Below are 13651 nucleotides of genomic sequence, written 5' to 3' on the forward strand. Positions count from 1 at the left end.
TTCCTGAACAATCTTGCCGGTTCCATGATCCACCTCCGCCCCTGTTCGATGCCGGCGCACGATCGTTGCGCGCGCCGGTCCTTTTATCCGTCAGCCGGCGGCCGTCAGCGTTCGCTGACCGAGCGCAGCGATTCCGCCGTGTAGAAATCCGACTTGAAGCGCGGATCGTCGGCCTGACCGAACCAGCGAATGTCCTTGCCCTGGCCGATCGACGACGCATCGAACACATAGCGGCCGTTGATCATGTCGTACTGCGCGAGCGGTTCGTTGTCGCAGGTGCCGCCGAGCTCCCAGACCGGAATCGGGTAGCTTTCCCGCACCTTCCACAACTTGCCCTGCGCGTCGTAGTCCTCGCCGACGAGCGCGAGCCAGCTGTCTTCGTCGAGATAGAACACCTTCTTCGACGCGACGTGCCGCGCGCTCGGCTTCAGCGTCGCTTCGACGACCCACACGCGATGCGTCTCGTAGCGGCGGTTCGCAGCGGCGAGGCCGTCGGGCGTCGCGACGTCGTGCAGCTTGCTCTTGAACTTGTACATGCCGAACGCGTTGTACGGGACGAGCATTTCCTTCTTGCCCACCAGCTTCCAGTTGAACCGGTCGAGCGAGCCGTTGATCATGTTGGCCTCGTCGATCAGGTACTGGTTCTCGAAGCCGATCAGCGGCGCGTCGTGCGTATAGGCCGGCATGCGCCGCACGCGGCGCTGGCCCGGGAAGTAGTAGTAGGTTTCCGAGTCCTTGTTGAAATACTGCCGCTGGACGAAGGCCTGCCCGGCCAGTGCGGCCGGCGAGTTCATCTGGAAGTAGACGGCGGCGCTCAACTGGTCGACGTCCTGCGGCGATGTCTTGCCGAGCTTGGCCGACGGGAAGTAGAACGTCTGCGGGCCGACCGCGTCGATCCATTCGCTGCCGCCCGGGCGCGGCGAAATGCTCGTGGCGACCTGCGCCCATTCGACGCCTTCGCCGCGATAGCGCATCTCGTAGTTCAGGATCGCTTCGATGCCGCTCTTCGGTTGCGGAAACGGCACGCCGGGCAACGCGGCCGCGGCGAGGTTCTCGCCGCTCGCATCCAGCTTCGCGGCCGTGAGGTTCGCCTTCGAGTTCTGCTCGGCGGCATCCGGCAACTGGCATTCGCGGTGGGACGGGTAGACGTCCATCCGGTAGCCCTTCTTCTGCTTGATCAGCGCGACCTGCCCGGGCGACAGCTTGTCCGCATACTTGTCGACGTTCGCCGCATCGATCGAATAGAGCGGCTTCTCGCTGCGATGCTTCCAGAAATCGCCGCGCACCTTGCCCCACTCCCAGCCGGCGTCGGGCGACTGCTTGCCCGTATAGGCCGGCACCGCGCCGTCCTTGCTCGCCGAGCGGTCGGCGCCGGCCGGCGTCAGGTCGTCCGCCGCGACGGCGGTGCCGATCGCGACACATGCAGCGGCCGCGATCGCGGACGTGGTCCAGAAACGATGCTTCTTCATCATGGTTCTCCTTCGTGCTCCGCCTTCGCTCGCCCATCCCGGACGAAACGCGTTTGCTTCGATCGTCATCGTCAGCCGACGATGACGTCGCTCCCTGATCGAGGCCGGCCGGGGTTCCGGCCGGCTGCCTGCCACTTGATTGATTGCTCTCTTGGCACTATTTCTTCAGTACTACGATCCATATGGAACGCAGATCCAACGCAAAACCCTCGTGCCTTCCGTCAGCCCTTGCCGGACCCGGCCACCGCCACCGCGCGAATCTCGACGCACAGCCCCGGCAGCGCCAGTTGCGTGACGCCGACCGCCGTCCACGACGGGTAACGGTCGGGGAAATACACGTCCTTGACCGCCGCGAAGCCTTCGGTCTCGCGCTGCAGATCCGTGTGGAAGGTCGTCAGTTCGACGACGTCGGCGAGACTCGCGCCGGCTTCCTCGAGGATCATCTTCAGGCACTCGAACGCGATTTGCGCCTGCGCCTGCACGCCGTCGGCCGGCTGCATCTGCGCGTCGAGGCCGACCTGGCCCGATACCCAGATCGTGTCGCCGACGCGCGTCGCCGGCGAGAAGTGGTACGCGTCGTACCACGGCTGGAACGCGGCCGGCACGATCGATTGCCGCTTCGGGGTTGCTGTCATGATGAGTTCTCCCGGTTCAGACGAGTTGACGGAAACACGGCGCGCGGAACGGATCGCCGGCCTTCAGCGCAGCGAGCTCCTCGACGAACAGCACGCCGGCCGGCGTGAATCCCGAGCGGCTTTCGTCGGGCAGCGGGCTGAACACCGCGTCGTCGCCGAAAAAGCGCAGCACGAGCGTATGGCGATCGGGGAAATCGGCATCGACCGCGCCGCCGCCGTGCAACACGCCCGGATGAAGCAGCAGCACGTCGCCCGGCTTCGTTTCCCACGACAGGATGTCGTACGCATCCGGCGCCGTGCGGCGCTCGGCCTCGATGTTCGGCAGGCGCGGCCATACGTCGCCGCCATGCAACGGATCGGTCGGGTCCTCGGCGTTCTGGAACGTCGTGCCGTCGTGCCGCACACCGTGATGCGAGCCGCGCACGATCTCCAGCGCATTGCGCTTCGGCACGTGCTCGAAGCTGATCCACGCGTTGCCGAAATGCATCCCCTGCCACGGCAGGTACGATGTGTCCTGGTGCCACGGCGAGCGTGCGCTCTTGCCGCCGCCCTTCATGAACAGCTCCTCGGCGAAATACCACACGTGCTTCGAGCCCCACAGGTCGGCGAACAGCTGCCCGAACGGCAGCGTGCCGACCAGCGCGTCGAGCCGCTCCTTCGCATACGGGTTCGCGTTGTCGTTGTGCGACTTGTATTCGGTGCCGTCGAGCAACGTCGTCGCCATCGGGCCCGGATTCTCCATTCCCCAGTCGAACACCGCGCGGCATTGCGCGAGTTGTTCGTCGTCGAGCACGCCTTCGATGAGCACGGCTCCGTCCTCGAAGAACGCCTTTCGCTTCATTGCATCCATCGTCTATCTCCCCATTCGTTCAGCCACAACCGGCGGTTCGTCTTCACTGCCGGCCCTTCAGTAGAACATGATGACTATGTTAGGTCATCATGACAAAAATAAATAAAAGATAAAGGCGGGGTATTCCCTGTTTCGTCTGCATGATCGAACGTGCGTCGCCGCCCGCCGCCGGCCCATCATGACAATCTGCTTTCGGCCTTCATACAAGCGCACGACGACGCGCGGCCGCCGCTGCTTCGCACCTTCATCCGCGCACGCGATCGAACACCGTGTGCGTGATGAAGCCGACCAGTACCGTGTCGGCCAGCGCGTCGACCGTGCTTCGCGCATCGGCCGCGCCGTGCGACTGCATGCCGTCGCACAGCGCGGTCAGGCCGAGCGCCAGCACCGGCGTGGGCAACGGCAGCGACACGCCGGCCCGTGCCGCATACGCGTCGATGCACGCGGCCGCGAGCGCCTGCCGGTCGCGCAGCAATGCGCCGAACCGCGCACGGAACCGCGGATCGCGCGCGGCCTGGAGCTGCGCGTCGAGCCACATCAGCTGCGCTGCAGGCTGGGTCGTGCCCCTTCGCCAGTACGCGAGCATCGCGCGCTGCGCATCGTCGTCCGGGTCATGCGAACCGACGATCCGCTGCAATGTCGCGGCAGCGTCGTCCCGATCGCGTCGCAGCAGCTCGAACAGCACGTCGGCCTTGCCGCGGAAGTTCGAGTAGAACGCGCCACGCGTATGCCCGGCCGCCGTTGCAATGTCTTCCACGCTCGCGGCCGCATACCCCTTCTCCGCGAAGATCGCGTGCGCGGCGCCGAGCAGGCGTTCGCGCGTCGCATCGCGCCGCTCGGCGCGGGTCAGGCGCGGCGAGTCCATCGGACCGTTCCACCACCACCGCGGCAGCCGGTCGCCCGCGATACGTGCATGCCGATCACTTTCTCAGTACATCTACTCATTTCGGATACGACAACACACCGGCACCGGCCCGACTGCGCCCCTTCTCCCGCTCCAGTGCGCAATACGCGTAATAGAGCACGACGGTCAGGTACGACCAGGTCAGCAGCGCCAGTACATAGAAATTGAACACGACGTTGGTTTCCTCGCCCGGGATCTTGTAGAAATCGTAGATGCACGCGATCGCCTGCGAAGCGACGAGCCCGAGCGTCGTCGTCAGCGCGTGGAACGCGTGGCCGGCACGCACGAGCCGCCACACGAAGCTGGCGAGATAGATCGACATCAGCGTCCACATCGCCACGTAGAAGTACGGCAACGCGTGCTGCAACACGCCGGCCACGAGCGCGACCGTCCCGAGCGTCGCGAGCACGAACAGCGTGACGTCCTGCCGCATCGACGGCCGGTAGCCGTGCGTGACGGCCATCAGGCCGGCGACCGCGATCACCGGCATCCCGAACCCGCGCGAGAAGGCGTCGAGAAAGTGCGAAATGAAGTACGACACCGGCGATTCCGTCGCGAAGAAGATCACCGCGTTGGACGCGGAGATCGTCACGATCCACCACTCGAGGCCGATCAGGAAGTTACGCTTGCGCACGAACTTGAAGCCGTAGACGCCGGTCGTCGCCGCAAGCGTCGCGCTGGAAAGACAAAGGACAAGTGATCTGTGATCCATGGTTCGAACTCCCGAGGTCGATTGCTGCCGTTGATTCACTGCCTGGCGGGGCTGAGGCTCGCGAGATAGGTCGCCACCGCCGCGCGGTCATCCGCCGACATCGCCTGCGCGACGCGCTGCATCGTGCCGGTCGCCTCGCTGCGCGAGCCCGTCGCGAACGCGTCGAGCTGCGCGAGCAGATAGTCGTAACCCTGCCCGGCCAGACGCGGGAACTGCGCCTGGCCCGTCAGCCGTGCGCCGTGGCAGGCGGCGCATGCACCGCCTGTCACCAGTTGCTGGCCTTTCGTGCGCAGCCGCGCATCCGGCTTGAAAGAGCCGTTGTCCAGCGGCGCCTGCTTCGCGTAATAACCGGCCAGACGCGTGATCTCGGCTTCGCTCATCGTCATCGCGAGCGGGCCCATCGTCGGGTTCGCGCGTTGCCCGCCCGCAAACGCACGAAGCTGCGCGGCCACGTATTGCGCCGGCTGGCCGGCGAGGCTCGGATACGCCTGGTTGAGCGACGTGCCCTTCACGCCATGGCAGCTCATGCACGCGTCGGTCACGCGCGGCCACGGGCCGCCGTCGGCGTCGTCGGCTTGCGCGGCCGTATCGATATGGCGCTGCAGGCGGTAGAAGCCCAGCAGCGTCGGGCCGTAGAGCGCCAGCAACGCGCCGATCACCACGAGCGCCGCGACGAGCAGCATGCGTTTCTTCATCTTCGCTCTCCTAAGCACGACGCAGCGCATTGAGCGCCTGAAGCGCGCTTTGGTGACCGGAGCGCACGGCGCCGTCCATGTAGCCGGCCCAGATGTTCGCGGTCTCGGTGCCCGACCAGATCAGGTTGCCGCATGGCGCGCGCAGCGCGTCGCCGTGCGCGCTCCAGAAGCCGGGCGGGATCGCCGACACGCACGTGAGCGTCCACGGGTCGGCGAGCCCCCAGTCGCGATCGTGGTACGACACCGGCGCGCGCGCTTCGTCGCCCCACGCCTGCGCATAGAGATCCATGTGCATCTGCTTCGCGGCCTGCGGATCCGACGGCACCAGCGCATTCCGGACGAACGCGTTGATCACGCCGATCTCGCCGCCCGGCGGCGAATTGTCGTAAGCCCAGAAGATCGGCCCGTCGGTCTGGAAGATGTGGCCGTTCAAGCCCTTGTCGCGCCAGAACGGGCGGCGATAGACCATCGCCGTCTTGCGCGCCGGCGAATGGGCCGGCCAGGCGCGCTGCAGCGCGAGGCGCTTGTCGGGCAGCGGCGGGTCGAACTGCACCTGGTGGCACAGTGCCGGGTGAAGCGCCATCACGACCTTTTTCGCGCGCACCGTGCCGCGATCGGTCTGCAACGTGACGACGTCGCGATCCCAGCCGACGATCCGCCGCACCGGCGACGACAGCCGCACCTTGTCGCCCAGTTGCTGCGCCATCCGGATGCTGAGAAGCTGCGAGCCGCCGACGAAGCGGGTTTCCTGCGCGCTGTGCTTGATCGAGTCGAGTTGCGCGTAATCGGAATCGGCGGAGTTGATCATCGACAGGAAGTGCAGCAGCCCCATCTTCGCCGGCGCGATGCCGCCCGACAGCGAGATCGACGCGTTCCAGCCCATCCGGTCTTCCGCCTTGATACCCTGCGTCGCGAGCCAGTCGCCGACCGACAGCCGGTCGAGCTCGCCGGCCTTCGGCGACGTCCACGGCGCACCGGACGGCACGTCGCGCGACAGCTTGCTCAGCTTCGCCGCGACGGCCTCGTCGGTGCCGAAGGTGCCCTCCAGGTCGAGCTCGGCGCGCCCGTCGCCGCCGAGAATCACCGTCTTGCCCGCGTAGTAGCTCGGGAACGTGCCGACTTCCAGCTCGCGGGCGAGATCGGCGACCGCCGTCTGGCCCGGGCCGATCCACTGGCCGCCGACTTCGGTCACGAAGCCGCCGCCCACGTCGTAGTTCAGCGTGCGGCCGCCCACGCGGTCGCGCGCCTCGAGCACGACGAAGGATTCGCAGCCCGCGTAGCGCAGGTCGCGCGCGGCCGTCAGGCCGGCCAGCCCGGCGCCGACGATCGCGACATCGAGCACCGCGCCGTCGTGGCCGGCGGCAGGCGCCGCATCGGCCTTCGCCCGCGCGGCGCCGAGTGCAAGGCCGCCCGCCGCGACCGACGCGCCCGCGACCTTGAGCCACTGCCTGCGCTGCGGGTCGGCCGCCCCGCTGATGGATGACTTCCTGGACATGATCTGTGAATGACGCCTGCAATGAGCGCGAACGCCGGCCGCCCCGGCGGCAGGCGGCCATCGTTCGCGCGGAGTCTGACGACGGGATGCGATCCCGATCCGCTTCACCTGCCGCCGGCCCGCCCGCCCCCTGACGGGGCGCGCGAATCCGGTTCGCATTCCTGCCTGGACACGCGCCGTACTACCCCGTACCGATAAGGATTTTCCGGCGCCTCTAATTAGTACATGTTGCAAAAGTTAGGTCATGATACATAAAACAGGCTTGAAAAAAAAAGACAGGGTATTCCCCTGTCGGGCAACGCCTTTCAGCGCTTCCGAAAGGTTGCGGAAAGACGGCGCACGCGACGGCGATCGGCGCGGCCGCGCCCGTCTCCGTTCGGTTGCGCGGGCCGTACGGTAGTATGGCGATTCGATGGAACCCCGATGGATCTGAACGAGTGGCCATGCCCGAATTTTCTTCATCCCCCGGCGCCGGCCAGCGCGCGCAGGCGCTCGTCCTCATCGCCGAGGACGAACCCGAGATCGCCGAGATCCTGATCGCCTATTTCGCGCGCAACGGCCTGCGCACCGTGCACGCCGCCGACGGCCGCCGCGCGCTCGAACTCCACCTGTCGCTGAAGCCCGACCTCGTGCTGCTCGACGTGCAGATGCCGCACGTCGACGGCTGGAAGGTGCTCGCCGAGATCCGCCATCGCGGCGACACGCCGGTCATCATGCTGACCGCGCTCGACCAGGACATCGACAAGCTGACCGGGCTGCGCATCGGCGCCGACGACTACGTGGTCAAGCCGTTCAACCCCGCCGAAGTCGTCGCGCGCGCCCAGGCGGTGCTGCGCCGGTCGATGGGCGGCTCGCGCCAGGAAGAGCAGCGCGTGCTGCGCGCCGCGCCGTTCGAGATCGATCTCGAACACCACGAAGCGACGGTCGAAATCGACGGCACGCGCCACACGCTCGTGCTGACGCTCACCGAATTCAAGCTGCTCGCGCAGCTCGCGCGCGCGCCGCGCCGCGTGTTCAGCCGCGCCGAGCTGATGGCCACCTGCCTGCCGGAAGGCGACGCGCTGGAGCGCACGGTCGACAGCCACGTCAGCAAGCTGCGCAAGAAACTCGACGATCTCGGCGTCGCGGGCGTGCCGGCAAGCGTGCGCGGCGTCGGCTACAAACTGTGGGGCGGCGAGTGAGACTCGATGGCCTGAGCCGCCAGATCGCGCTGACGATGGGCGCGATCGCCTTCGGCGTCACGGTGCTGATCGTCGTGACGGCCTATGCGTTCTACTACCTGCTGTACCAGTACTCGCCGGAGTCGTTCCAGGCGGTGAGCTGGCTCCCGAGCGGGCCGGAGTGGGTGTGGATCATCTCGACCACGCTGGTCGGCCTGCTGATCGCGATCGTCGTCGCGATCAACCTGTCGCGCCGCATCCTCGTGCCGCTGAATTCGGTGACGGACAGCATCCGCCGCGTCGCGCGCGGCGATCTCGGCGCACGGGCCGTCGCCGGCGACCGTTCGTTGAAGGAAGCGGCGCTGCTCGCCGACAACTTCAACGTGCTCGCGAGCGAGCTGCAGCGCGTGACCGACGAGCAAACCTTCTGGAACGCGGCGATCGCGCACGAGCTGCGCACGCCGGTGACCGTGCTGCGCGGCCGGCTGCAGGGGCTCGCCGAAGGCGTGTTCACGCCGAGCGACGCGCTGTACCGCAGCCTGCTCGCGCAGGTCGAAGGGCTGACGCGGCTGATCGAGGATCTGCGCGTGGTCAGCCTCGCCGACAGCGGCCACCTGAGCATCGAGATCCGCGACACCGACCTCGCCGCCGAGGTGCGCGCGGTGGTCGACGTGTTCGCGCACGCGCTGCAGGCCGCCGGTCAGCATCCGGCACTCGATCTCGACCCGCGTCGCATGTGCTGCGACCCGGTCCGCATCCGTCAGGCTTTACTCGCGCTGCTGGAGAACGCACGCCGCCATGCGGTGCCCGGCGCGATCCGGATCCAGACGCGCATCGAGAACGGCATGTGCCGGCTGCGCGTCGAGGATGACGGCCCCGGCATCCCGGCCGAGTTCGCGCCGCACGTGTTCCAGGCGTTCCGGCGCGTCGACGAGTCGCAACCCGGCGGCTCCGGCCTCGGGCTCGCCGTCGTCGCGGCGATCGCGCATGCGCACCACGGCGAAGCGCTGTGCGTGCCGACCGGCGCGGGCGGCACGCGGTTCGAGGTGCAGTGGCCCGACGATCTCGTGCCGGTGCCTGAAAGCGAGCGCTTCCCGGCGTAACGTGCGAGCCTTACCGCTCATGCGCGCGGTTCGCGCCCGACCTGTTCGAGCGGCGGGGTGAACCCGAGCACCGTGTATTCCATCACCGATACCGTCCCTTTCCCGGCCGCGCCCTGCACGACCACCGCGCGCACGGCGCCGGCGCGGTCGAATTTCAGCCGCGTGCCGACGGTCGCCTGGCGCAACGCCTCCAGTGCCTCGATCCGCGCGATCGCCAGCTTGCGTACCGCGCCGGACACGTACACGGGCAAAAACGCCAGCGCGATGAAGATCGACACCGCGTCCTTCGACACGCTGTCCAGCACCGGCTGGCCCGACATCACGAGCGACAGCGACGTCGCGGCGACGAAGATCGCGAGCACGGTCGCACCGACGCCCAGCGATGCGAGCCGCTCGGCCGCCTGCTTCATGCGCGCCTTCGCGAGCGCGCGGGCGGGCGCGGGCGTCATCAGCCATTCGCGCTGCGCACCGTAGAACCCGGCGATGCCGAGGAACAGCGTCGCGGCCGCGCTGATCGCGATGCTGGTGTACAGCGCGCCGGCCATCACGCAGACGAATTCGAGCACGAACACGATCGCGAGCGGGCACAGCAGCAGGCGGAACGAATAGCCGTCGCGGCCGTGCCCGCGGATCCACCATCTCACCGGCGCGAGCTGCCAGAAGCGGCTCTCCGGGCGGAGCGAAAGTTCGTCGTCGTCGGTCAATTCGTCACCTGTGTGTCCGTTGCATCCGTGCGCCCGGTGCGGCCGAAACGGGAATGAATACCTGCGGTTATCGATTGATCCCAAAGATTCATTGGACTGTGTCTCCGCCGCCGCGCGATGCTGGGCCCGCCCGTGAACGCAGCGTCATTGCAACGCCGCGCACGAACATGGAGTGAGACACATGCCCACCGACCATCGTCAGCGGCGCCACACGCTGTGGCTGCTGTGCGCGCTTTCGTTCATCCTCTACGTCGACCGCGTCAACCTCGCCACCGCGGCCGGCGCGATCAAGGCCGAACTCGGGCTGTCGAATACCGAGCTTGGCGTCGCATTCTCCGCGTTCGCGTATTCGTATGCAATCTGCCAGATCGGCGGCGGCTGGATCGCCGACCGGTTCGGCGCCCGCATCACGCTGATCGGCTGCGGGCTGATCTGGGTCGTCTCCACGTTCACGACCGGGCTCGTGCACAGTCTCGGGCTGCTGTTCGCCGCGCGCCTGCTGCTCGGTATCGGCGAAGGCGCGACGCTGCCGGCCCAGGCCCGGGCGATCACGCACTGGTTCCCGCGCGAACGGCGCGGCGTCGTGCAGGGCTTCACGCATTCGTTCTCCCGGCTCGGCAACGCGGTCACGCCGCCGATCGTCGCCGCGCTGATGACGTGGCTGTCGTGGCGCGCGGCGTTCTTCGTGATCGGCGCGGTGACGCTCGTCTGGCTCGCGTGGTGGATCGTCGGCTTCCGCGAGCATCCGCTCGGCGACGACGACGGCCGCACGCGCACCCGCCGCCCTGCCGCACCGTCCGGGCCCACGCCGTGGGGGCCGCTGTTCCGCCGGATGGGGCCGACCATCTTCGTCTACTTCTGCTACGGCTGGACCGCGTGGCTGTTCTTCACGTGGCTGCCGACCTTTTTCCTGAACGGCCAGGGCCTGAACCTGAAGTCGACCGCGTTGTTCGCGTCCGGCGTGTTCTTCGCGGGCGTGGTCGGCGACACGCTCGGCGGCTGGCTCTGCGACCGCATCTACCGGAAGACCGGCAACCTCGCGCTGTCGCGGCAGAGCGTGATCGTGACGAGCTTCGTCGGCGCGCTCACCTGCCTGCTGCCGCTCGCGGTCGTGCACTCGACGGCCGGCGTCGCGCTGTGCCTGTCGGGATCGTTCCTGTGCCTCGAACTGACGATCGGGCCGATCTGGGCCGTGCCGAGCGACATCGCGCCGACCCACGCCGGCATCGCGAGCGGGATGATGAACGCCGGTTCCGCGATCTCGGGGATCCTGTCGCCGATCCTGTTCGGCTATCTCGTCGATCGCACCGGCAGCTGGACGGTGCCGTTCATCGGCTCGGTCGCGATGCTGCTGATCGGCATCGTCGCCGCGCTGCGGATTCGGCCGGATCGCGCGCTGTCCGACTCGATGCCGGCGCTCGCCGACGCGCCCGCCGCGCCGTCGGTGCGCTGAAGCGGTTCGCTTCGGGTTCGCCTGCCTCGGCCGCCTCGCCGGCGTCGCCATCACGCTTCACCGCGTTCCGCGATGGTGGTGGCTTGGCCGGTTCGGCTGGTTCGGCTGGTTCGGCTGGTTCGGCTGGTTCGGCTGGTTCGGCTGGTTCGGCTGGTTCGGCTGGTTCGGCTGGTTCGGCTGGTTCGGCTTGATCGGCTTGATCGGCTTGATCGGCTTGATCGGCTTGATCGGCTTGATCGGCTTGATCGGCTTGATCGGCTTGATCGGCTTGATCGGCCTGCTCGGCCAGCGCGGTTGGCGCGGCTGGCTCGGCCGCCTCGGCTGGCAAACCGCGCGATTACGCACTGCCGTCATCCCCCGCAGCGTCCTGGTGAAACAGCGCGAGAAACTGCTGCGCGGGAATGCTCAACGGCCGGTCGCGCCGCACGAGGCTGCCGTACGACGGCAGCTTCTGTTCGAGCGTGTAATCGATGATCGCGACGAGCCCGTGCGCCGCGTTGCGCTGCGCGACCGTCTGCGGAATCACGCCGAGCATCGGCGAACGGTCGACGAGGTTCATCGTGGTCAGGATCGAGCCCGTTTCGACGAGCCCGCGCGGCATCGGCTGGTGACGCGCGCGGAATTCGCGCTCGACGACCTCTCGCGCCGGGCTGCCGGCCGGCTGCAGGATCCATGCGTAATCGAGCAGCGCATCGAATTCGACCGGCCCCGCGCCCGCGAGCGGATGGTCGCGGCCCGCGATGATCGCGAGCGCCTCGTCGTCGACCACGCGGAAGTCACAGTCGGTCCCGACGTTGCGCCCGATCACCACGTCGAGCACGCCTTCGCGAAGCTGCGGCATCAGCCGGTCGCTCGTATCCACCGCGATGTCGATCGCGAGCAGCGGATAACGCGCCTTCAACTGCACCAGCGCCTCGGTCAGCCGCCCCGGCGACGCCGCCATGATGCTGCCGATCGCGAGCCGCCCCGCGCTGCCCAGTTGCAGCTCGCCGAGCTCGCGGTTCAGCGCTTCCATGCTGCCGCGGATGCCGCGGAAATAGCCGAGCACGCGCTCGCCGGCCGGGTTCAGCACGAGCCCGCGCCCGATGCGGTCGAACAGCCGCTGGCCGAGCGCGCTCTCCAGTTCGGCCAGCATCTTCGTCGCGGCCGGTTGCGTGAGGCCCATCTGCTCGGCCGCCGCGCGCAGCGTCGAGCATTCGTCCACGGCCAGCAGCAGCGCGATCTGCCGCATGCGCAGTCGGTTCAGCAGTTGCGGGGTCGAGTCTCGTCGGTCGATCGAGCCCATCTTTGATTACTCCAGGTTATCGATTCATCAAGAGTTTTCAATTTACCGACTCATTCCGTCTACCTAGCATCAACCCCATAGACCAACGGCCGCGCGCCGCCACCGGAGACACCGCATGCACACCCCCTCGACCGCCGCCGCCCTGCCCGTCGTCGCGCTGCCCGTCGTCGCGCTGACGCTCGGCGACCCCGCCGGCATCGGCGCCGAACTGATCGCGAAACTGCTCGCCCGCCCCGACGCGACCGCCCGCGCAAACCTCGTGCTGATCGGCGATCGCTGGCTGTGGGAAGCCGGCCAGCGGGTCGCCGGCGTCAAGGTCGACGTCGAACCCATCGCGTCGCTCGCAGCCGTGCGCAGCCGGCCGTCCACCGCGCGCGCCGCGTTCGTCGCCGTCGACACGATCGATCCCGCACAGGTCACGGTCGGCCAGGCGGGTGCGGCCGGCGGCCGCTCGACGCTGACCGTGCTCGACGAGTGCCTGGACGCCGCACTCGCCGGCGACATCGACGCGATCTGCTTCGCGCCGCTGAACAAGTACGCGATGAAGCTCGGCGGGCTGCGCCACGACGACGAACTGCACCACTTCGCCGCCGCGCTCGGCGTGACCGGTTACTTCTGCGAATTCAACACGCTCGGCGAACTGTGGACCGCGCGAATCTCGTCGCACATTCCGCTGAAGGATGCGGCGGCCCAACTGAGCGTCGAGCGGATCGAACAGGCGTCCGAGCTGATCTACCGGTCGCTGCTCGCGAACGGCGTCGCCGCGCCGAAGGTCGCGATCGCCGCGTTCAACCCGCATGGCGGCGACGGCGGCAGTTGCGGCCGCGAGGAAGTCGACATCATCGAGCCGGCCGTGCGCCGGTTGCAGGCGCGCGACTGGCCGACCGACGCGCCGTTCCATGGCCCGTTCCCGGCCGACACGATCTTCCTGAAGGCGCAGGCCGGCGACTACCAGGCGATCGTCACGATGTACCACGACCAGGGACAAATTGCGATCAAGCTGCTCGGCTTCTCGCGCGGCGTGACCGTGCAGGGCGGGCTGCCCGTGCCGATCACGACGCCCGCGCACGGCACCGCGTACGACATCGCGGGCCGCGGCACGGCCGACGTCGGCGCAACCTGGCAGGCGCTGCAGATCGCGTGCCGGATGGGCGCAGCGCGGCGCTCGCCCATCGTTTCGGCGTGA

Annotated in this window: 14 protein-coding genes; 4 read left to right on the forward strand and 10 right to left on the reverse strand. The window is 68.0% G+C overall.

Translation table 11 applies throughout. From position 1 onward, the window contains the following. Positions 1–104: 104 nt before the first annotated feature. The 7 genes from HWX03_RS35655 to HWX03_RS35685 all read right to left on the reverse strand — a co-directional run bounded on the left by HWX03_RS35655 (position 105) and on the right by HWX03_RS35685 (position 6760). Entirely contained in the window at positions 105–1472 is a 1368-nt protein-coding gene (locus tag HWX03_RS35655; RefSeq protein WP_175824157.1) for a DUF1329 domain-containing protein, read from the reverse strand. Positions 1473–1690: 218 nt separating this feature from the next. Further along, positions 1691–2104 carry a RidA family protein gene (locus tag HWX03_RS35660; protein ID WP_175874532.1) on the reverse strand — a complete coding sequence of 138 codons (414 nt, stop codon included), beginning with the start codon at positions 2102–2104 and terminating at the stop codon, positions 1691–1693. Positions 2105–2120: 16 nt separating this feature from the next. After that, the gene (locus HWX03_RS35665; protein WP_174385555.1) at positions 2121–2954 is read right to left on the reverse strand and encodes a phytanoyl-CoA dioxygenase family protein; all 834 of its coding nucleotides are present in this window, start codon (positions 2952–2954) and stop codon (positions 2121–2123) included. Positions 2955–3198: 244 nt separating this feature from the next. Beyond that, positions 3199–3819: a TetR family transcriptional regulator gene (locus HWX03_RS35670; protein WP_175874533.1), complete on the reverse strand. Its 621-nt coding sequence runs from the start codon at positions 3817–3819 to the stop codon at positions 3199–3201. Positions 3820–3895: 76 nt separating this feature from the next. Further along, positions 3896–4570 carry a hypothetical protein gene (locus tag HWX03_RS35675; RefSeq protein WP_175874534.1) on the reverse strand — a complete coding sequence of 225 codons (675 nt, stop codon included), beginning with the start codon at positions 4568–4570 and terminating at the stop codon, positions 3896–3898. Positions 4571–4605: 35 nt separating this feature from the next. Then, positions 4606–5265 (reverse strand): c-type cytochrome, encoded by a 660-nt coding sequence (locus HWX03_RS35680; protein WP_175874535.1) that lies wholly within the window; start codon positions 5263–5265, stop codon positions 4606–4608. Positions 5266–5275: 10 nt separating this feature from the next. Beyond that, positions 5276–6760, reverse strand: coding sequence for an FAD-dependent oxidoreductase (locus tag HWX03_RS35685; RefSeq protein ID WP_175874536.1), 1485 nt, complete (start codon positions 6758–6760; stop codon positions 5276–5278). A gap of 443 nt (positions 6761–7203) precedes the next feature. Between HWX03_RS35685 and HWX03_RS35690 the strand changes: the two genes are divergently transcribed. After that, positions 7204–7941 (forward strand): response regulator, encoded by a 738-nt coding sequence (locus HWX03_RS35690; protein ID WP_175874537.1) that lies wholly within the window; start codon positions 7204–7206, stop codon positions 7939–7941. Beyond that, a complete protein-coding gene (locus HWX03_RS35695) occupies positions 7938–9023 on the forward strand; it encodes an ATP-binding protein (protein WP_175874538.1) in 1086 nt (361 codons plus the stop codon). Before HWX03_RS35690 ends, HWX03_RS35695 begins: the two co-directional genes overlap by 4 nt. Positions 9024–9040: 17 nt before the next feature. Here the strand turns inward: HWX03_RS35695 and HWX03_RS35700 are convergent, their stop codons facing one another. Further along, a complete protein-coding gene (locus tag HWX03_RS35700; RefSeq protein WP_175874539.1) occupies positions 9041–9727 on the reverse strand; it encodes a hypothetical protein in 687 nt (228 codons plus the stop codon). A 181-nt stretch (positions 9728–9908) separates the two neighbouring features. Between HWX03_RS35700 and HWX03_RS35705 the strand changes: the two genes are divergently transcribed. After that, a complete protein-coding gene (locus tag HWX03_RS35705; protein WP_175874540.1) occupies positions 9909–11180 on the forward strand; it encodes an MFS transporter in 1272 nt (423 codons plus the stop codon). 57 nt (positions 11181–11237) lie between these two features. On the opposite strand, the gene HWX03_RS35710 is transcribed toward HWX03_RS35705, so the two are convergent. Next, complete coding sequence (locus HWX03_RS35710) at positions 11238–11534, reverse strand: hypothetical protein (RefSeq protein ID WP_175874541.1); 297 nt, start codon at positions 11532–11534, stop codon at positions 11238–11240. Further along, a complete protein-coding gene (locus HWX03_RS35715; RefSeq protein ID WP_175874542.1) occupies positions 11518–12465 on the reverse strand; it encodes a LysR family transcriptional regulator in 948 nt (315 codons plus the stop codon). The genes HWX03_RS35710 and HWX03_RS35715 overlap by 17 nt, the downstream gene beginning before the upstream one ends. Positions 12466–12580: 115 nt before the next feature. Between HWX03_RS35715 and HWX03_RS35720 the strand changes: the two genes are divergently transcribed. Beyond that, positions 12581–13651, forward strand: coding sequence for a 4-hydroxythreonine-4-phosphate dehydrogenase PdxA (locus tag HWX03_RS35720; RefSeq protein WP_175874543.1), 1071 nt, complete (start codon positions 12581–12583; stop codon positions 13649–13651).

This window comes from Burkholderia sp. BCC0397, assembly GCF_902832865.1.
In the GTDB taxonomy this organism is placed as follows: Bacteria; Pseudomonadota; Gammaproteobacteria; order Burkholderiales; family Burkholderiaceae; genus Burkholderia.